16 protein-coding genes are annotated in these 19,128 nt (G+C 53.1%); 7 read left to right on the top strand and 9 right to left on the bottom strand.

From position 1 onward, the window contains the following. The first annotated feature begins 29 nt into the window (after nucleotides 1-29). On the top strand, nucleotides 30-1,016 hold the full coding sequence (locus tag ACFOUO_RS02505; protein WP_380701831.1) for a hypothetical protein: 987 nt from the start codon (nucleotides 30-32) through the stop codon (nucleotides 1,014-1,016). Nucleotides 1,017-1,185: 169 nt separating this feature from the next. Next, on the top strand, nucleotides 1,186-2,277 hold the full coding sequence (locus tag ACFOUO_RS02510) for a hypothetical protein (protein WP_380701833.1): 1,092 nt from the start codon (nucleotides 1,186-1,188) through the stop codon (nucleotides 2,275-2,277). A gap of 55 nt (nucleotides 2,278-2,332) precedes the next feature. On the opposite strand, the gene trxA is transcribed toward ACFOUO_RS02510, so the two are convergent. The 6 genes from trxA to ACFOUO_RS02540 all read right to left on the bottom strand — a co-directional run bounded on the left by trxA (nucleotide 2,333) and on the right by ACFOUO_RS02540 (nucleotide 9,053). Further along, a complete protein-coding gene (trxA, locus tag ACFOUO_RS02515) occupies nucleotides 2,333-2,647 on the bottom strand; it encodes a thioredoxin (RefSeq protein WP_380701835.1) in 315 nt (104 codons plus the stop codon). A 176-nt stretch (nucleotides 2,648-2,823) separates the two neighbouring features. Further along, complete coding sequence (locus ACFOUO_RS02520) at nucleotides 2,824-3,807, bottom strand: electron transfer flavoprotein subunit alpha/FixB family protein (protein ID WP_380701837.1); 984 nt, start codon at nucleotides 3,805-3,807, stop codon at nucleotides 2,824-2,826. Between the two features lie 20 nt (nucleotides 3,808-3,827). Beyond that, the gene (locus tag ACFOUO_RS02525) at nucleotides 3,828-4,598 is read right to left on the bottom strand and encodes an electron transfer flavoprotein subunit beta/FixA family protein (RefSeq protein ID WP_380701839.1); all 771 of its coding nucleotides are present in this window, start codon (nucleotides 4,596-4,598) and stop codon (nucleotides 3,828-3,830) included. 71 nt (nucleotides 4,599-4,669) lie between these two features. After that, nucleotides 4,670-5,257, bottom strand: a complete 588-nt coding sequence (locus ACFOUO_RS02530) for a TetR/AcrR family transcriptional regulator (protein WP_380701841.1) — start codon at nucleotides 5,255-5,257, stop codon at nucleotides 4,670-4,672. 434 nt (nucleotides 5,258-5,691) lie between these two features. After that, the gene (locus ACFOUO_RS02535; RefSeq protein WP_380701843.1) at nucleotides 5,692-7,392 is read right to left on the bottom strand and encodes a long-chain-fatty-acid--CoA ligase; all 1,701 of its coding nucleotides are present in this window, start codon (nucleotides 7,390-7,392) and stop codon (nucleotides 5,692-5,694) included. 188 nt (nucleotides 7,393-7,580) lie between these two features. Next, nucleotides 7,581-9,053 (bottom strand): spore germination protein, encoded by a 1,473-nt coding sequence (locus tag ACFOUO_RS02540; protein ID WP_380701845.1) that lies wholly within the window; start codon nucleotides 9,051-9,053, stop codon nucleotides 7,581-7,583. Between the two features lie 150 nt (nucleotides 9,054-9,203). On the opposite strand from ACFOUO_RS02540, the gene ACFOUO_RS02545 reads away from it, so the two are divergent. From ACFOUO_RS02545 to ACFOUO_RS02565, 5 genes are all read left to right on the top strand, one after another. Beyond that, a complete protein-coding gene (locus ACFOUO_RS02545) occupies nucleotides 9,204-10,484 on the top strand; it encodes a BaiN/RdsA family NAD(P)/FAD-dependent oxidoreductase (RefSeq protein ID WP_380701847.1) in 1,281 nt (426 codons plus the stop codon). A 117-nt stretch (nucleotides 10,485-10,601) separates the two neighbouring features. Continuing rightward, a complete protein-coding gene (gene ade, locus ACFOUO_RS02550) occupies nucleotides 10,602-12,341 on the top strand; it encodes an adenine deaminase (RefSeq protein WP_380701849.1) in 1,740 nt (579 codons plus the stop codon). 63 nt (nucleotides 12,342-12,404) lie between these two features. Continuing rightward, nucleotides 12,405-13,781: an RsmF rRNA methyltransferase first C-terminal domain-containing protein gene (locus ACFOUO_RS02555; protein ID WP_380701851.1), complete on the top strand. Its 1,377-nt coding sequence runs from the start codon at nucleotides 12,405-12,407 to the stop codon at nucleotides 13,779-13,781. An 80-nt stretch (nucleotides 13,782-13,861) separates the two neighbouring features. Beyond that, nucleotides 13,862-14,065, top strand: a complete 204-nt coding sequence (locus ACFOUO_RS02560; protein WP_380701853.1) for a hypothetical protein — start codon at nucleotides 13,862-13,864, stop codon at nucleotides 14,063-14,065. A gap of 437 nt (nucleotides 14,066-14,502) precedes the next feature. Beyond that, a complete protein-coding gene (locus tag ACFOUO_RS02565) occupies nucleotides 14,503-15,627 on the top strand; it encodes a S8 family peptidase (RefSeq protein ID WP_380703217.1) in 1,125 nt (374 codons plus the stop codon). 284 nt (nucleotides 15,628-15,911) lie between these two features. On the opposite strand, the gene ACFOUO_RS02570 is transcribed toward ACFOUO_RS02565, so the two are convergent. The 3 genes from ACFOUO_RS02570 to ACFOUO_RS02580 all read right to left on the bottom strand — a co-directional run bounded on the left by ACFOUO_RS02570 (nucleotide 15,912) and on the right by ACFOUO_RS02580 (nucleotide 19,008). Next, nucleotides 15,912-17,054: an ABC transporter permease gene (locus tag ACFOUO_RS02570; protein ID WP_380701855.1), complete on the bottom strand. Its 1,143-nt coding sequence runs from the start codon at nucleotides 17,052-17,054 to the stop codon at nucleotides 15,912-15,914. Nucleotides 17,055-17,080: 26 nt separating this feature from the next. Further along, nucleotides 17,081-18,001 (bottom strand): ABC transporter ATP-binding protein, encoded by a 921-nt coding sequence (locus tag ACFOUO_RS02575; protein ID WP_380701856.1) that lies wholly within the window; start codon nucleotides 17,999-18,001, stop codon nucleotides 17,081-17,083. A 356-nt stretch (nucleotides 18,002-18,357) separates the two neighbouring features. After that, nucleotides 18,358-19,008, bottom strand: coding sequence for an NfeD family protein (locus ACFOUO_RS02580; protein WP_380701857.1), 651 nt, complete (start codon nucleotides 19,006-19,008; stop codon nucleotides 18,358-18,360). Nucleotides 19,009-19,128 lie beyond the last annotated feature (120 nt).

A 19,128-nucleotide genomic window follows, 5' to 3' on the forward strand; every position in this document is an offset into this window, starting at 1 on the left:
AATCTGTTAGTTGATGGGAGGGATCGTTTTTGGCAGAAGCGTTCCGATTGTTGAACCACCATGGGATGAAAATTTGGGTCAGCACTTTATTCGGTGGACTGGTTGTCACCGTTCTCCTGTTGGTTCCGCACTTATTCATGGGTATGATGCTGGGTTCCCAACTGCCTTCCGTTGAAGAGACACTGAAAAGTCTGGCGTCCGAACCGGGTATGATCCCCAAGTTATACGCACTTGCTCAGACTTTAACGGATGCCTTTGCGACAGGGGGAAGCCATCTGATCGGGTATGCTGTACTGGTTGTCCTTCTTTCCTTGTTGGGCTGGACTTTTTTCCTTGCCGGCCTGACCAGTTCGGTGCGCGATGCCGCTGTGCATAACAAGGTGATGCTGGGTCGTTTTTTCTCAGGAGGGATCCGGTATCTCTTTCCGTTATTGGCTCTTGGATTGCTATATGAATTGGCGGCCGGAGTAGTAGGGGCCTTGGCTGCTCTAACCTGGCCCCTGGTAGAGGGAGAGTTCCCCTTTCGCATCGCTTGGCTGGTAGTCATAGCCTTCCTGAGCCTGATTTTCCTAATCGCCTCGTCTCATTCGATGGTTGTCCTATTCAGCGACCACCTGGGTGTCCTCCGCTCTTTTGCTAGTGGTTTCAAGATCGCCATTCTGATGTTCGGACGGGCCTTTGCTTCTTTACTTGGAGCCGCCTTTTCCGCTTTACTGGGGATGGCTCTTGTTCTCCTCCTTTCTCTATTCCCTTGGATTATCCTTCGGTTTTTCGAAGACGGAGCAGTCGCCATGATCGTGAGCAGCCTTTTTGGGGGATTCCTCTTCCTCGTTCTGGGGTTGTTTCCCGTCATCCTATCCCTCGGGGTTTTGTTCCGCCGATACCTCATTCGAATTCAAGATGATCTATTTCCAGAAGACCACCTGGAAGCGGTAATGTTGCAGCCGGATTCCAGCGGAGACGACTGGAATACACAGGAGGAGCACCCGAGTAATCAGACCCTGTCCCGTTCTTAACGAAAAAAGCCGGATTCATGATCCATCACCAAACCTGGCCCCGACAAAAATCGGCGCGCCAGGTTTTCCGTTTATGAAAGAAAATCAGTTTTTCCGTAACTATTGAAGCCGTGAATCGTATATAGGAGTATCCCTTTTTTTAACCATCATCGTTGTAGGAGGCTTTTTGATGTCTACTTATTTCCAGTTGTTACGCCGCAATGGATGGAAGATAGGGGGAGCTGTGCTGGTCGGGTCGATCCTATCCTATATTGTTTGGTCCATGGCCATCTTCATCTTGTATATGATCGGCCTGGTTATCGGATTGGCCGCCATCGGTCTAAGCCCCGATCAGCTCACTTCCGGCGATCCCTCCGCCGAACTGTTGAACCCGGCTTTTGGGGTCGGAGCCATGATCGGCATCCTAATCTTTACCCTGTTGTATATCGTCATCACTTATCTCACTTTTTCCTTTCCTACGGCAGGCATGTACGGCATGATCAACGAAGCCGTTTTGGATGGGAACACGCAATTCGTATCGTTCTTTACCTTCGGGGTTCGTTATTTCTGGAAAGTATTTCTCCAGATGATGCTGATCATTCTCGGCATCTTTTTAATCATGGTTCCAGCGATCCTGGTGGATATCATGGCCCTTTATGCCAATGAAGCAGGCAATTCGGTCATGACCGTCATCTTGGTAATCCTTTATGTTCTCCTTTTGATCCCGATGTTCCTATTCTGCCTTTCTTCCATGTTTGCCCCCATCATTTTAACAGCGGAAAACAAAGGACCCTGGGAGTCCCTCAAGCTATCCCTCAAGCTGTTTCGTAAGAAAACGAAGGAGTATTTCTTTACCTTGCTCCTGCTCATCGCCGGAACGGTGGCTATGATCGCTTTGCTGTCGATTCTAGGTATCCCATTTCTGATACCCCTGATAACCTCCGATGGAGAAAGCGCTTTTGGTGTCATCATGATCGTCCTGTACATCCTGCTCGTCTTGCTGATCATGCCTTTCTTCTATAGTGCTATCACTATGATTCTCTCCTTGCGCTACAAGGAGCGCCTGCGCCGGTTTATCGTACCGGATCAAGACGGACCGGGTCCCTTTGACGGTTCCGGCGGGGCCAACGGCTCCGATCCCAACGGAGGGCCCCATGACAACGGCAATCCACCGCAGGCCTCAGGGCCGGTCCCGGAGCAACCGACAGACCGCGGGAAAGAGCATGGTCAGAGCCAACCTGCCTATCCTCAATTCCCGTCGGACCCTCATATCAATAGCTAACGAGATACAACAAAGCCTGCCCCTAGGGGCAGGCTTTGTTCCCGTTCGTATCCGTTTAGAAATGAGGGTTAAGCCATTCCAGCAATTGTTCTTTCGGTTGGAAACCGTGGAGCTTATCCACCATCTCCCCATCCTTAAAGACCATCAGGGTCGGGATGCTCATAACACCAAAGCGACCGGCGGTATCCGGGTTTTCGTCTACGTTGACTTTGGCAATTTTCAGCTTGTCGCCCACTTCCTGATCTATTTCTTCCAGCACCGGGGAAATCATTTTGCAAGGACCGCACCACGGGGCCCAAAAGTCGACCAGCACAGTGCCGGAAGCGACTTCGTTGCTGAAGGTTTGATCGCTGACGTTCGCTATGGACATAACGCTTTTTCACTCCTTCATTCTCGTGAGAGATATCCTCAGTATACCACTGGGACAGGCAAACTTCCAAGCGTTTCGGAGGCCGAAACATCGCCTGAAATACTGATACCCCGTACCGGTATTAAATAAACCGGTGGCGGAAAAAATCCGCCGCCGGTTGCTATCTGTGAATCGCCTTATTGTTCGACAAGAGCTTTCTTAAACTCCTCCGTCAACAGGGGAACCACTTCAAAAAGATCACCGACGATGCCATAGTCCGCCACACTGAAAATGCTGGCTTCCGGATCTTTGTTGATAGCCACAATCACCTTGGAGTTGGACATCCCGGCCAAATGCTGAATGGCACCGGATATCCCGCAAGCGATGTAGAGATCCGGCGTGACCACTTTCCCCGTCTGTCCAATCTGCAGCCCATAGTCACAGTAACCGGCGTCACAAGCTCCCCGGGAAGCACCCACAGCGGCCCCCAGCACTTCCGCCAACTCCTGCAGGGGCTGGAACCCCTCTTCACTCTTGACCCCGCGTCCGCCGGAGATCACAATCCTGGCCTCGGAAAGATCGACGCCGTCGGAAGCCTTCCGAACCACATCCTTCACGAGGGTTCGAAGGGAATCAGCTGCCAGCTCCACTTCCAGCTCCTCGACGACGGCAGAGCGACTTGTATCCGCTTCCAAGGCAGGGATATTGTTCGGGCGCAAAGTGGCCAGGATTGTGCCTTCCTTGAATGCTTTTTTGACAAAGGCTTTCCCTGCATAAATCGGCCGAGTGAAGATGAGACGACCATCCGCTAACTCCACGTCGGTACAGTCGGATACCATCCCGATATCCAGTCGAGCCGCGACCCTCGGGCTTACGTCCCGACCAAAAGCGGTGTGGCCGGTAAAAATGATATCCGGATTGACTTTCTCGACCACTTTTTTGAAAGCCTGAAAATAGGCATCCGTCGTATACTGGTCCAATTGCGGATTGGGAACCACGATCACTTGATCCGCCCCAAAGTGGGAGAGTTTCTCTACCAACTGCTTGCCTTGGCTGCCGAAGACCGCTGCCGTGACGACACCCCCTTCAGCCGCCTTGGTCCCCGCAGCCAGACACTCCAGGGCTACATTCCTTAGTTCGCCGTCCCGCACATCTGCCAATACGAGTACATTTTTGCTCATGGATGGTTCCTCCTCTTCCCTCAGATTACCTTGGCTTCCGTCCTTAGGAGCTGCACCAGTTCCTTCGCCTGCTCTGCCGGTTCCCCCTCCAAGATTTTGCCGGCCTGTTTTTCCGGAGGCAGGAATACATCCAGGGTTTCGGTCCGGGCCACCAGCTCATCTTCGTCCACATCCAGATCATCTGCATCCAGGCGCTCGAGAGGCTTTTTCTTCGCTTTCATGATGCCGGGGAGCGAGGGATAGCGAGGTTCATTGAGCCCTTGCTGGGCCGTGACCAAAATCGGCAGTTTGGCCTGAATGTATTCGACGTCCCCTTCCACATCTTTCTCCACTTCGACGGTTTCCCCATCGATGGTTAGCTTGGTAACGGTGGAAATATGGGGGATATCCAGGAGTTCTGCAAGGCGGGGCCCCACTTGGGCGGATCCATCATCAACAGCCATATAACCCCCGAGGATGATGTCATACTCCAGATCATTAACTACAGCGGCGAGCACCTTGGCAATTGCATTTTCGTCAGGGGAGTCCAGTTCCTCATCGTCTACGATAATTCCCTTGTCCGCACCCATCGCCATTGCCGTACGCATGGCCTGTTCCGCCCGTTCCGGCCCGACCGTGATCACGGTTACTTCGCCGCCATGTTCATCCCTCAACCGGATGGCTTCTTCCACCGCATATTCATCATAAGGGTTGATGACAAACTCAACACCTTCTTCGCTGATTTGCCCGTCTTCAATAACGATTCGCTCTTCCGTATCGAAGGTTTGCTTCAAACAGACCAAAATGTTCATTTTCCGGTTCCTCCTTTGTCCGATCATTCTCTGTAAGGGACGGAAAACAATGGGTTCGCCCCCAACTCCCCCTAACGGCTGATCCCTTTTAGGAAGAGACGCAGGATTGGTTCCACCTGCCCCATCAGGCTGTACTTGCAATCGTTCATGATCCAGGACGTCACCGTTTCATCGATGGTGCCAAAGATCATATAGCGAGCGGTACGGACGTCGAAATCCTCGGCAAAGCTGCCCTTCTCGATCCCGCTCCGCAGCAACTGGTCGATCACATCATAGTATTTCTTCACGATCAACCCAATCTGGCGGCGGACTTCCGGGTTGGACTGCCTTAACTCGATCTGGGTGACAATCGCCAGCTCATGGTCCCCCTCCAGGTATTCAAAGTGCAGACGGACCAGTTCCTTCAACTGGTCCTCCGGGGAAGGGACAGCAGAGAGCGCCCGTTCCACATCGGAGATGAAGGCCCCCATCTTTTCGTTAAACAAGGAGATGAGCACATCATCTTTGTTTTTGAAATAAAGGTAAATCGTCCCGTCCGCAACCTTTGCCTCCCGGGCGATTTTGGAAACCTGAGCCTGATGATAACCGAATTGGGCAATAACCCGTACGGCTGCATCGATAATTGCTTCATATTTTTCTCCGGTACGCTTTGCTGCCATATGTCCCGTTCCCTTTCTATTTGGGGTGCGTATAATGAATGACCGTTCATTCAATTATCAGTGTATTCGATTGCCCCCCGCTCTGTCAACATAAGGAGACCGGACAAGATGTAAGCGCATCCACCTATCATTATACCAAGACAACGGACATCCAGCATGAAAAAATGGAGACTTGGTCAATCCAATGAAAAGGACAGCCTTAGGCTGTCCGGAGGTTATGGATAAACCCCGATGCGAGGATGCGAAACCGGATATCCGACTGCACACCAAATGTTCCTCCCACAGAATTGAGTGATGTTCGCTTCGTGCCCTCCGGCTCCAACCAACAGCCACAGGAAAAGCGTGTGTGGCCGCAAAGCGGTTGGCACCTCCTCCGGACAACCCTAGGCTTGTCCGGAGGTCATGATCCGAGTGGGAGCTCCTTACAATCCGTGTTAAATGGACTGGGCCTCTTTGGAGTTCGCTTTCTTGCCTTCCTCTTCCGCCAATACTCGCCGGAGCACTTTTCCCACAGTGGTCTTGGGCAACTCATCGCGGAATTCGTAGATGCGGGGCACCTTGTAGCTGGCCAGTTTCTCACGGCAGTAACGATTCATCTCTTCTTCCGTCAACTGATAGCCGGGTTTGACAACAAGAAAGGCCTTCACTGTCTCCCCTCGGTACGGATCAGGCACGCCGACGACAGCAGCTTCCTGAATGGCGGAGTGATCATAGAGGACTTCTTCCACTTCCCTGGGATAGATATTAAACCCTCCGGCAATGATCATATCCTTCTCCCGATCCATGATGTAGAAGAACCCCTCCTCATCCATGGTGCCGATGTCCCCGGTATTGAGCCAGCCGTCCTTCAGCACCTGATCCGTCTCCTCCTTCCGATTCCAATATCCTTTCATCACCTGGGGTCCCCGAACCTGAAGCAGGCCTACTTCTCCTGCGGGCAACTCTCTCCCATCTCCCGGATCGACGATGCGACAATCGGTATCCGGCCAGGGAAGGCCGATGCTTCCGTGTTTCCTTTTTCCCCAGACCGGGTTTGCATGGGTCACAGGGGAACTCTCTGTCAGCCCATAACCTTCCACCAGCCGTCCACCGGTCAATTTTTCAAATTGCTCTTGGACGACTAGCGGCAAGGGAGCCGATCCGCTGAGGCAAGCTTGGATGGAGGACAGATCATATTTACGGATATCAGGATGATTAATCAGGGCGACATACATGGTGGGAGCGCCCGGAAAGAAGTTAGGCTTTTCCCGTTCAATCACCTTTAAAGCATCCTCCACGTTAAAGCGGGGAAGGAGTACCATCGTAGCCGCCATGTATACAGCGTAGTTCATCACGACGGTCATCCCATAAACATGAAAGAAAGGGACTATTCCCAACAGCTTTTCCTTTCCCCGTTTCCCTTTGTGAAGCCAGGCACCGGACTGGACGACATTGACCACAATATTGCGATGAGTCAGCATTGCTCCCTTGGCCAGGCCCGTGGTTCCACCCGTATATTGAAGTAGCGCTATCTCATCCAATGAATCTACCCTGGATATCACGGGATCTGGAAGCGCTTTCTTTAAAAGCCCAGAAAAAGAGTGGATATCTTCACTTTCTGGAATGAACGGATCGATGCCGTCTTTTTTCAATTTGAGTGGATACAGCCAGTTTTTCGGAAAGGGTAGATAATCCTTGATACTGGTGACAATAATCCGCTTTAGCGGGGTTCGATCCTTCACTTTGGCCACCTGGGTATAAACGAGATCGAGACAGATGATCGTTTCCGCCCCAGAATCCGTCAGTTGGTGCTCCAACTCCCTTTCTTTGTACATCGGGTTGGTCTGCACCACGATGCCGCCTAACAAGAGGACCGCGTAGTACGTAATGACGGATTGAGGACAGTTGGGAAGCATAATCGAGATACGGTCCCCCTTCTGCACACCCAGATCTTCCAGAGCCCGGGCCATGCGGTAAACATCCTGAAGCAGTTGGCTATAGGAGATCCGTTTGCCCATGAAATAGATCGCTTCACGGTCAGGAAAATCCGCAGCGGCTTTCTCAAGGAATACAGTCAGTGGCGTCTCAGGATAATCGAGATTTGCAGGGATCTCTTCGGGATAATGACGCAGCCATGTTTGCTCTTTCACAGCCATATGATTCCCTCCTTGTCTATGAATGAGTAATCATTCATTTCAAGACAGATGAAAAACAAATAAAAGACACTGACTTTTTTTCATTTTACCGAACTTTTCTTTGCTTTTGAACCTTATCCGCATAAAAAAGTTGGCCAACCCCAGGGAAGAAGGGCGGCCAACTGGTGAATCCCATGGAGGAAAATCTTTCATTCTCCCTTCCCGCGATCCGGATCGCCCGGGGAAAGCACGACAGGGCGGGTTTCCTTGAGCGGCATGGGTGATCGGACCAAAACGTCCCACAGCGATTTGCTATGGAAAGGCAGGAGCGGCCACAGATAGGGCGTGTTAAGGGAACGAGTCCTCGCCAACAGGAAAAACCAACCCGCTAACCCCACCAGTAAACCTGGCCATTTGAAAAGAGCTGTCATCACCAGTAGGAAAAACCGGGTCAATTTGTTAGCCAAGCTCAGCTCGTAGCTTGGAGTAGCAAAGGTACCAATCACCGCTGCAGCCAGATAGAGGATCGTTTCCGGCGTAAATAGTCCGACGCTGACTGCCGTCTGCCCAAGAAGAATAGCAGCGATTAGGCCAAGGGCTGTCGCCAGGGGGGAAGGGGTATGGATTGAAGCCATTCGAAGAATCTCCACCCCCGCCTCCCCAATGATAATCTGCAGGAACAACGGAAGCTCCGCTGGCTTATCCGGACGAAAGATACGCAAGATTTCAAGATCGCCCCCCTCAACAACAGCCAGGTACCAGAGGGGCAGGAGGAACAGAGAGGCCGCCATAGCCAAAAACCTTACCCAACGGAGAACAGCTCCTACTACCGGCTTTTGTCGGTACTCCTCGGCATGCTGCACATGGTGAAAAAATGTGGTCGGTGTAATCATCACACTGGGCGATCCGTCCACAATCACCAGAACATGCCCTTCCATCAAGTGAACCGCCGATACATCCGGCCGCTCCGTATAGCGGACCATCGGGTAAGGGTTCCAATTCCGCCCGAAAATGTATTCTTCCAGTGTTTTTTCTGCCATCGGAAGGCCATCGGTCTTTACCTTTCCGAGAGAGTCTCGAATCACTTCCACCAGATCTGGATCCGCTACGTCTTCTAGATAAGAAAGGCAGATATCCGTTCTGGAACGCTGTCCCACCTGATGGTATTCCATACGCAGGGAAGGATCCCGCAATCGACGTCGGATAAGAGCGGTGTTGAAAACCAGGGTTTCGACGAAACCATCTCGAGAGCCTCTGACCACCCGCTCGATATCCGGTTCTTCGGGATTACGGGCGGGATAGGTGCGGGCATCGATCATAATTGCTTGATCTGAACCTTCCACCAAGAGGGCGAGAGGCCCTGACAAAACAGCCGTGACAATCGCGTCCAGCTTATCTTCCGTTTCTACTTCCAGATAGCCGATATAGGTATGTAACAACTTTGGGACAGGATCCGGTCCGAGATCTTCCTCGTCCAGCTTGCCCAGAAATGCCATCACCCGGTTCAAAATATCATCCTTGGCAAAACCATCTACAAAATAGAGGGCAAATTTTTTCCCACCGTAAGTGAGCTCCCGGCAAATGACATCAAAGCTCTTCGTTACCCCGAGGATCTCGTTGAGAGTGTCCATATTATGTTTAAGGGAGCGGTCCAATTTCCGCTCCTTCCATGGGGTCTTCATCGGATGATCCTCCATTCTAGTGCGAACTCCCTTTCAGTATTTCCCCATGAAAGAAAGTCATGCTATAAACATCCCGGGCGGAAGGTTTTCACTTTGGCCAATGCTTCGGTACAATGGAGAATGACTGTTACAGACAAGGAGTCCGTAGACATGACCCATGACTGCATCGTGGTAGGCGGCGGCCCCGCGGGATTGATGGCCGCAGCGGCAGCAGCAGAACGCGGAGCCCGTGTACTGCTCCTCGACAAGGGGAACAAACTCGGACGCAAGCTGGCCATCTCCGGCGGAGGCCGGTGCAACGTGACCAATAATAAAGAGCCGGCGGATATCATTCGAAACATCCCCGGCAACGGCCGTTTTCTCTACAGCCCTTTTGCCACCTTCGACAACCGGGATATCATCCGCTTTTTTGAAAGCCTGGGGGTCGCATTAAAAGAAGAGGACGACGGTCGTATGTTCCCAGTGGCCAACAGAGCTCAGGCCGTCGTCAACGCCCTGCTGGACCGGATTCGGTCTCTACAGGTAGACATCCGTGTCCATACTCCAGTCGAATCCCTTCTCTTTGAAGACGACCGGGTAGTGGGGGTCCGCCTCTCCTCTGGCGAAAAGATCCATGCCGGCACCGTCGTGATTGCCGTCGGGGGTAAATCCGTTCCTCAGACCGGCTCGACGGGGGACGGCTACCCCTGGGCAGAAGCGGCCGGCCATACGATCACCGATTTGTTCCCTACCGAAGTCCCCCTCACCTCGGATGAATCGTTCATCCGGGACAAAGAGCTGCAAGGGCTTTCCCTTCAGGGAGTGACGCTAACCGTCATCAATCCTAAAGGGAAAAAGGTGATTTCCCACACCGGAGACATGATTTTCACCCACTTTGGACTATCAGGGCCGATTGCCCTCCGTTGCAGCCAGTTCGTGGTGAAAATCTTAAGCGCTTTTCCCACCGACCATGTCCGTATCGAGCTCGACTGGTTTCCGCAACGAACCATCGACTCCCTCAACAGCGAACTGGAAACCGAGTGGTTGGCCCGGCGGAAAAAGTCGGCGAAAACCATCTTGAGAAACCTGCTTCCTGAACGGGCCGTTCCGCTTCTCCTGCGGGAGGCGGCACTTTCAGAGGATGTCACGCTGGACAACCGCCCCAAAGGAAATTGGCAAGAACTCCTACGCCTGTTGAAAGCCTTTCCCATCCGTATAACGGGTACCTTATCCATCGAAAAGGCTTTTGTCACCGGAGGCGGTGTCCATTTGAAGGAAATCGTGCCTAAAACGATGGAGTCCAAAAAAAAGCAAGGTCTCTATTTTGCCGGGGAAGTCCTCGACATCCACGGTTACACTGGCGGTTACAACATCACAGCCGCTTTCAGCACCGGTTACACCGCCGGGGTTCATGCGGCAGAGAAAAGTTTGACTCCGGGGTTTCAAAGGTAGCTAAACCCTCATAAAGCAACCCGCGTGCCTCAAGTCTTTTCTAGTTTCAGACCCAACCAGTGAAAAATCCACCATACCTGCCCATTGACAGCTCTTGACCTGAAAGGAGTCCTATCCATGAATATTCCCTTACTGCAAAAACGGATCGCCGTCGCCGCCGGGCGGGAACCTGCCGACCTGGTTATCAAAAACGGTCGAATCATCGACGTGTTTAACGCTCGGATCATTAAAGGCGACGTGGCGATCACGGATGGTACCTTCGCTGGCATCGGATCTTATGAGGGAAAGGAAAACATCGACGCCGGTGGGCGTTGGATCTGCCCGGGACTGATCGAAGGGCACGCCCATATTGAATCGTCCATGGTCACCCCGGAGGTATTCGCACGAACCGTTCTCCCCCATGGAGTGACCTCTATGATCGCCGACCCTCATGAGATCGGCAATGTCGCCGGCACAACGGGAATTCGCTACATGCTGGAATCCTCGGAAGACCTCCCTATGGATATCTTCTTCATGCTCCCCTCCTCCGTGCCCGCCACTCCGTGGGAGCATAACGGCGGGGTGTTGGAAGCAGAGGATTTGCAGCCCCTGTATTCCCACCCCCGGGTGCTGGGGTTGGGAGAAGTGATGGATTACCCCTCCGTTCGGGACGGCAAAAAGGACATGCTAAAAAAGCTGGCCGGGGCGGTTGACACGGCCGGTGCCCGAATTGACGGACATGGCGCCGGGTTAGACGAGAGCGGGATCAATGTCTATATGAGTGCAGGAATTCGGACGGATCACGAATGTGTAACCCCCCCGGAAGCGGAGGCTCGCCTCGCACGAGGAATGTACCTAATGATCCGAGAGGGATCCGTAGCTAAAAACCTGGATGCCCTGCTCCCTGTTGTGAACGAGCGAAATTCCCGCCGATGTCTATTGGTCACCGATGATAAACACCTGGATGATCTGGAGTCAGAGGGAAGCGTCAACCACTGCATCCGCCTCGCCGTTCAGCGGGGGTTGGATCCTCTCACTGCCGTACAGATGGCAACTCTGAACACAGCCGAGTGCTTTGGCCTGCAAACAAAAGGGGCGGTCGCTCCAGGTTATGACGCCGACTTCCTTCTGCTGGATAGCCTGGAGGACTTCCGGGTCAACCGTGTTTATAAGAATGGACGCCTGGTCGCCCGGCAGGGAGAACCCTTGGAAGGAGCCTTCCCTCAAGAATCCTTCCCAGTGCCTGAGGCGCTCTCCCAAAGTGTCCGACTACCGAAATTGACGAAGCAGGACCTCGCTCTCCCCCTTTCCGGCAGCCATGCACGGGTTATCGGGATCATCCCGGACAGCCTGGTGACGGAACATCTCACAGAGAAGGTCGCTGTCGACAATGGCTTGTTCTTTCCCGATACCGAAAACGACCTCCTAAAGTTAGCCGTCGTTGAACGTCACCGGGGCAAGGGAAGGGTCGGTCTCGGAATCGTCCGGGGCTTCGGCATCCGTAAAGGGGCTATCGCCTCCACGGTCGCCCACGACTCCCACAACCTGATCCTGGCGGGCGCAGATGACCTCTCCATGTTGACGGCGGCCCACGCCGTGGAAAAGGTCGGCGGTGGTCTGGCAGTCGCCGCCGGATCAGAGGTGCTGGCCGTTCTTCCCCTTCCAATCGCCGGTCTGCTCTCTGACCGTAACGTCCCTGATGTCCTGTCCGGACTAAAGGAGATCGATACAGCCCTGGGACAGATCGGGGCGTCTACGGAGAACCCTTTTCTCACACTCTCCTTCCTCGCTCTGCCGGTCATTCCCCACCTGAAATTGACCGACGGCGGTCTTTTCGACGTCGATCGCTTCTGTTTCATTTCTCCGGAAACGGAGTGAGATGATTGTACTGTTACGACAGGAGTATCCTTGTGGGACGGATTTACGAAGGAGGAGTAGCCGATGCGCTTGCCCGAGGATTACGTAAAACAGATGGAGATACTTCTGAAGGAAGAAATCGATTCCTTCCTCTCCACTTACCAAGAAGAACCCTCCCGAGGATTGAGGATAAACTCCTTGAAAATTTCTGCCGATGAAGCCATGGACCGCTTACCCTTCGACCTGACACCGATCCCTTGGTGCAAGGAGGGCTTCTTTTATGATCATCATCGGGATCGTCCGGGAAAGCATGTCTTCCACGCAGCCGGGCTTTACTATATTCAGGATCCGAGCGCGATGTCTCCCGTGGAGACCCTGGATCCCCGCCCTGAGGAGCGAGTACTCGATCTATGTGCTGCTCCAGGGGGGAAGACCACCCAACTCGCAGCCAAAATGGAAGGAAGAGGCGTCCTCGTTGCCAACGAGATCAGTCGCGAACGTCGAAAAGCGCTGGTAGAGAACTTGGAACGGTGCGGTGTGAAAAACGCTATCGTTCTCGGTGAGCATCCCGCCCATCTCACTGCCCGGTTCACCGGCTGGTTCGACCGGATTCTAATCGATGCTCCCTGCTCCGGAGAAGGCATGTTTCGGAAAGATCCCGAGACCATGGAACGGTGGAGCATACGGTCGACAGAATCAGCAGCCGACCTTCAACTGGAGATTCTAGAAGCAGCCGCCCCGATGCTAAAACCCGGCGGTCGGCTCACCTATTCCACCTGCACCTTCAACCCTCGGGAAAACGAAGGGGTGTTGGATCGGTTTCTCGGCAGCCATCCCGAATTCCACCCTGTCGAAGTCCCCGGCTCCACCCACTTCCGAGCTGCCCGGCCAGACTGGGCAGGTGCAACGGAGGCCCTCTACAAGGCTGTCCGCCTCTGGCCTCACTGCCTCCGGGGCGAAGGACACTTTGTGGCTTTATTAGAGAAGACTGCTGGAGAAGAAGGCACCCGCCAGAAGCCTGGCAAATTCCCTCCCGTCCATGGGGACGCAAAACAGGTATACAGGCAATTTGTTGCGGAGACCCTTTCCACCGATCTTTTCCCTGGTCCTTTCACTCTTTACGGTGACCACCTTTACCAGGTGCCAGCAGACTTTCCATCGATGAGGGGCCTAGTCGTTGACCGGCCTGGCTTCCATCTCGGCCAGGCAAAACGAAACCACTTCGCCCCTTCCCATGCTCTTGCGCTGGCCCTAACCCCTGAACAGGTGAAGCGGGTTGTCTCCTTCCACCCGGATGACGAGGCCCTCTTTCGCTACTTGCGCGGAGAAGCCCTCCCTTCTGATGGGGACAAAGGCTGGACCCTCGTCACAGTCGACCGTTTCCCCATCGGCTGGGGTAAGGTATCGGGAGGATTGCTGAAAAACCATTATCCTAAATGGCTACGGTGGGATTTGGCCTAGCAAAGCAAACGCCCCCGAAGACATAGAACAAGCCGCAGGACCCATATACTGTGGAACACCCGAGCCAGAGGAGGATAACCGTGATTCCTAAACACGTCTTTGACATCCGCTGGCCCCGTTTCTCCTTTTATCCACCCTTAGCAATGGGCTTAATTCATCCGGAATGGCTTTATTTGCACCATTACCCGGAAGAAGAAGAGGACGAAAAAAATGCTACCCTTGAAAACTCCCTTCCTTTACGGCCAAAGGTCAACTTTCGCCCACGCCCCCCTTTTGGTAAATGATGCTATTAAATGAAGAAAATCGGAGCGACGAAAAACGCTCCGATTTTCTTCGTTCCTGGAACCTTGTAATTTTAATCATTTTTTAACGAGGAACACCATCTCAAATCCAAGTACCTTGAACTAATCCATCATTTTATGAGATAAATACATTTTTTAAGTGATTAATCCAATATTTGTGTATCCCCAGGGCCAACAGATGCCCTGTTTTTTCTTGTTATGTCTTGCTGAAACGAACAAACGGCCATCCAGCTTCATATGGGAGCAAATGGCCATTCCCTTGATCTGAAGAGTGTTTTTAAAAAAATATAAATTTTTTCTCTAGCAAGGAGGGATATGATTGAAAAGAGCGAATATTTAAAACATCCTTACTTTGGAGGGGATGTATAGTGAAACGTTATGTGGCCTTGATTGCAGCTGTCCTGTTGACTGTCGCTTTGATCCTGCCGGCCCAGGCCGGTGCCCAAGTCGGTGCCCAGCCCGCGGCGGAAACCGCCAAGTACGTACCTGGTGAGATGATCGTTAAGTTTAAGCCGGGAACAACCGCTACTGTCAAATCCTCACTACATGGTAAAAAACATGCCAAAGTCATCTCCCGCAACACGCGCATGGGTTTTGAAGTGCTGAAGGTAAAGGGGATGTCTGTCAAAGAGGCAGTGAAGTCTTACAAGAAAAATCCTAACGTGGAGTATGCAGAGCCCAACTACATCATGAAAGCATCTTGGACCCCCAATGATCCCTATTATTCCAGCCAGCAATACGGTCCGCAAAAAGTCCAGGCCCCCGCCGCCTGGGATATCACCCGTAGTTCCAGTTCAGTCCGGATCGCGATCATCGATACCGGAGTTCAAGCTAACCATCCGGACCTGAACGGGAAAGTGGTAAAAGGATATGACTATGTGGATCGGGATTGGGATCCCAATGACGGTCACGGGCACGGTACCCACTGCGCCGGAATTGCCGCTGCCGCCACCAATAACAGAATCGGCATTGCCGGTATGGCACCTAACGCTTCCATCTACGCCGTTCGTGTACTGGACAACAACGGCAGCGGCACCCTGGCTAACGTCGCCAGCGGGATTTCCCACGCTGCGGATAACGGGGCCCAAGTGATCAGCCTTAGCCTGGGTGCCTCCTCTGGCGGCGCTTCGCTGGAGAATGCGGTCAACTACGCATGGAACAAAGGCTCCGTCGTCGTAGCAGCTGCCGGTAATAACGGCACCAGCTGGCCCAATTACCCTGCTTACTATAACAACGCCATCGCCGTAGCAGCCACCGACTCCAATGACCGCAGGGCGTACTACTCCACCTATGGCTCCTGGGTGGATGTGGCTGCTCCAGGTTCCAGCATCTATTCCACCTACAAAGATTCACGATACGTCAGCCTCTCCGGTACCTCTATGGCCACTCCCCACGTTGCCGGTTTGGCGGGCCTTCTCGCCTCCCAGGGCCGTAGTGCCAGCAACATTCGCGCTGCCATCGAAAGAACGGCGGACCGAATCTGGGGAACCGGTTTTTTCTGGGCTCACGGTCGCATTAACGCCAACAGAGCCGTTCGCTACTAAAACCACCCCCTAAAAAGACACCACCTTTTGGCGGTGTCGAGACTACTGACAAACCAAGTTGGGTAGGAAGCGATGTCGGGTCTGCCCGCTCCAGGCACTCCGCTGGGTGGTCGGTCCAACAGGCGCTTCGCCGGAAACCGGCCCGCCTTCGTGGTGTGGAAAGACTTTTTCAACAAGCTGGACACCGCCTGCGGTGATGTCGTGAGATGGTTGCCAAGTCCCCGTTTCCAACCGTCGTTGGAAAACGGGGGTTTGGCTTTTTACGAAAGCACGGGCCCTACTGCTCAACTGGCGGCTGAGCGCAAAAATTGTTTATAGCGCATTAGCGCGATCAGGATGCCTCCCGCGCCGAAAGCCAACAGGATGAGCAGCATGGGGAGGATATCCCCAATATGGGCTCCACGGATCATTACATCCTGTAGCCCTGTCTGGGCCCAATACTGGGGGGTGAACTTGCCGATGGCCTGCGCGAAAGTAGGTAGCATGTCATAGGGAAACCAAAGTCCAGCGACCACCGCCCCTCCCAACGTGATTAGCTGTGTGAAGGCCAATCCCTGGTTCTCCCCCTTCACCCAGAGGGAGAGAGCCAACCCCATGCCCGTTCCGCATATGGCGAGACACAGGACGAGAAGGGCGATTGCAACCAAGTCCCCCAGATGAAGGTCATAAAAGATGTGCCCAAATCCCAGTAGCACCGTGCATTGGATCAACACCATGATCAAGGCGGGGATCCACATCCCGAGCAAATATTCCAAAGGCTTCACTGGCGTGCTGCGAAGGCGGGACACCATCCCCGATTCTTTGTCCTTGTGAAAACGGCTCACCATGGTCATCATGATGAAAAAAACAAACATCACCGTGTATCCCGGCACAATTTGCGTCACAGCGTCGGTGTGGGTTGTGGTTTCCTTCACTTCCCGGATCCGGATGGGGGGCTGTAGCGTCCGATCGGCTTCCTCTCCGGTTTTCCCCATGGCCGCCAAGACCCCGGACAGCTTTTGGTCGCGATATCCGTTGGCGAGATTCTCCAATACAGCCTGGATGGGCGCAGAAGTATCCGTCGCCGCGGCGTCACGGTAAAACCGGAGATCAACCGGTTTACCCGTTTGGAGTTCCTTTCCAAAGCCCTTGGGGATAACAAGCAGAGACGCCAATTTTCCGTCGCGGATTTGTTGAATTAACGTTTTGTCAGAGGAAGCTTTGACCGATTTCAATTTAAAACCGTCGATGTGCTTGAGCCGGTCTAAAAAGTCCTCCGAGGTTTTCGAAACATCCCGATCAGCATAGTGAACCGTGATGGTATCGTTCTGGTTTCCGAAAATCGACCCGAACATCACAATGAACAAGATCGGCATTACAATGAGAAAGAAAAAATTCCCCTTTTCTTTCACCATGATTTTCAATTCTTTCCGCACGATGCTTTTCAATCGAATCTCCTCCACTCCCGACAGGGTTAATCCCGAAGTTGCGTGCCTGTCAGGGACAGGAACACGGTTTCAAGGGAAGGGTGCATCATTTCCAGTGCGTCGATTTTGACCTTCCGTCGAGCGACGATCTCCAACACCTGTTGCATCGCAACCGTCGGACGGTCAGTCTCGATAATCCACCCTTTCCCTTTCCGGTGGCTTTTCCATTCCCCTTCCAACGGCGGGGAGTCGGAAAAGCCCTCCGCTTCCACGTAGATCGCCGGTTGGCTGTGGCGCCCCAGGAGTTCTCTCCAATCGCCCTGGGCGATAATCTCCCCGTGGTCGATGATGGCGATCTCATCACACAGAGCCTCTACCTCTTCCATGTAGTGAGTGGAATAAATGATCGTCACGCCCTCCTCCTTCAGGGAACGGATCATTTCAAAGATATGGTTGCGCGATTGGGGATCAATGCCGACCGTCGGTTCATCCAAAATCAACAGCTTGGGACGATGGAGCAAAGCGGCCGCGATGTTGATTCGCCGTTTCATCCCGCCGGAGAACGTATCGACCGGATCCCGTGCTCGATCCAAAAGGCCCGTCTGGGTCAAGACCTCCTCGATGCGTTGCTTCAGCCGTTTTCCCTTCACCCTATACATCTCGCCGAAAAATGCGAGGTTATCCCAGGCGCTTAATTTTTCGGCCAACGTAATCGATTGGGGTACATACCCCACTTGTTCCCGGATGGCCTGCCGATCTCGGACCATCTCCTTTCCGAGGATGGAGGCGCTTCCACCATCAGCGTCGACAATCCCAGTCAACACCTTCATCATCGTCGACTTCCCCGCTCCATTGGGCCCCAACAATCCGAAACAGACGCCGGGCCGGACCGAAAAGGTGATCCCTTTCAACGCCGGATTTTCACCGTAGGATTTTTGCAGGTTTTTCACGTCCAACGCTTCATCCATCGTTCCATCCCCTTTCCATGTCTTTCACAGAAACCGTTGCCGCTCGATCACATAAGATCCAACTGAGGGCCAACCTGCCCCTCCCAGGCTTAGACGAATATGCCGTTGATCAACAGAAAAGATGGTCAGACTTGCGGGAGGGGAAAAAACACCCCTCCCTCGTCTGATGCTCGCTTTCATCCCCATAGCTGAAGCTAGGGGTTTTCCCGCTCGCAAAAACATAACGTTTACTGGGCCGGATTTCCAGCTGAAACATGGTGTTCCTCCAGAAGATATCTGATGTCGCCCCCACCCTTGGCATATGAAGAGACTTTGTTAACTAGCTTAAGACACCGCCATAAGGCGGTGTCTTGATTTTAGTCGGCAGATTCTCCTCCCTCTTCTTGAAGGGGTTCGATCAGGATGCGGGTGCCTTCGACTTTGGTCACCTTGAGGCGGGCGCCTTTTTTAATCCAGATTCCGGCAGAAACAGCACTGTAGCGTCCGCCATCGATTTCCACCGTACCCGTGGGACGCATGTCAGTGACAGCGACCGCCTCTTTTCCTACAAAATCCCGGTACTTAGCGTTCACCGAACTATATCCGGTTTCCCGTGTCAGAGCACTTTTCAACACAATCCGATCCCACAATTCCCGCCTGGGGAGAACCTTGAGAGACAAGAAGCCGCATATAATGCCAAATATCCACAACAGCCCAACGACACTTCCCGTCACCCAGTCTCCTGTAGGGATTACCAACCCGGCCAACATCAAAAGCAGCCCGATCACGGCTAAGGTACCGTCCTGGATCAGCTTTCCATCCAGAACGACCAGGATCAAGCCCAAAGCCAGAAGGGCAACCACCCATCCGTTCCATTCCGGATTTTGCCCCAAGGTATACAACACCAACAAAGTCAACCCTGCCAACCCCGCTAATCCCCGGGCTTTAACCAAAAACTCACTTACCAAAAAAAACGCCGCGAACAACGCGAGTAACCCCGCTCCCCAAGTACCCTGCACCCAATCCATAAATATCCCTCTCCTTATCTCGCGTTCAGGAAAAACCAGATCGATCCAACGATGAAAAAGATCAGGGCAATTGAGCCCAAAATGATTGCCAAACGTGCCAGCATCGCCTTCCCCACCTTC

The organism is Salinithrix halophila (assembly GCF_042650125.1).
Taxonomy (GTDB): Bacteria; Bacillota; Bacilli; order Thermoactinomycetales; family DSM-45169; genus Salinithrix; species Salinithrix halophila.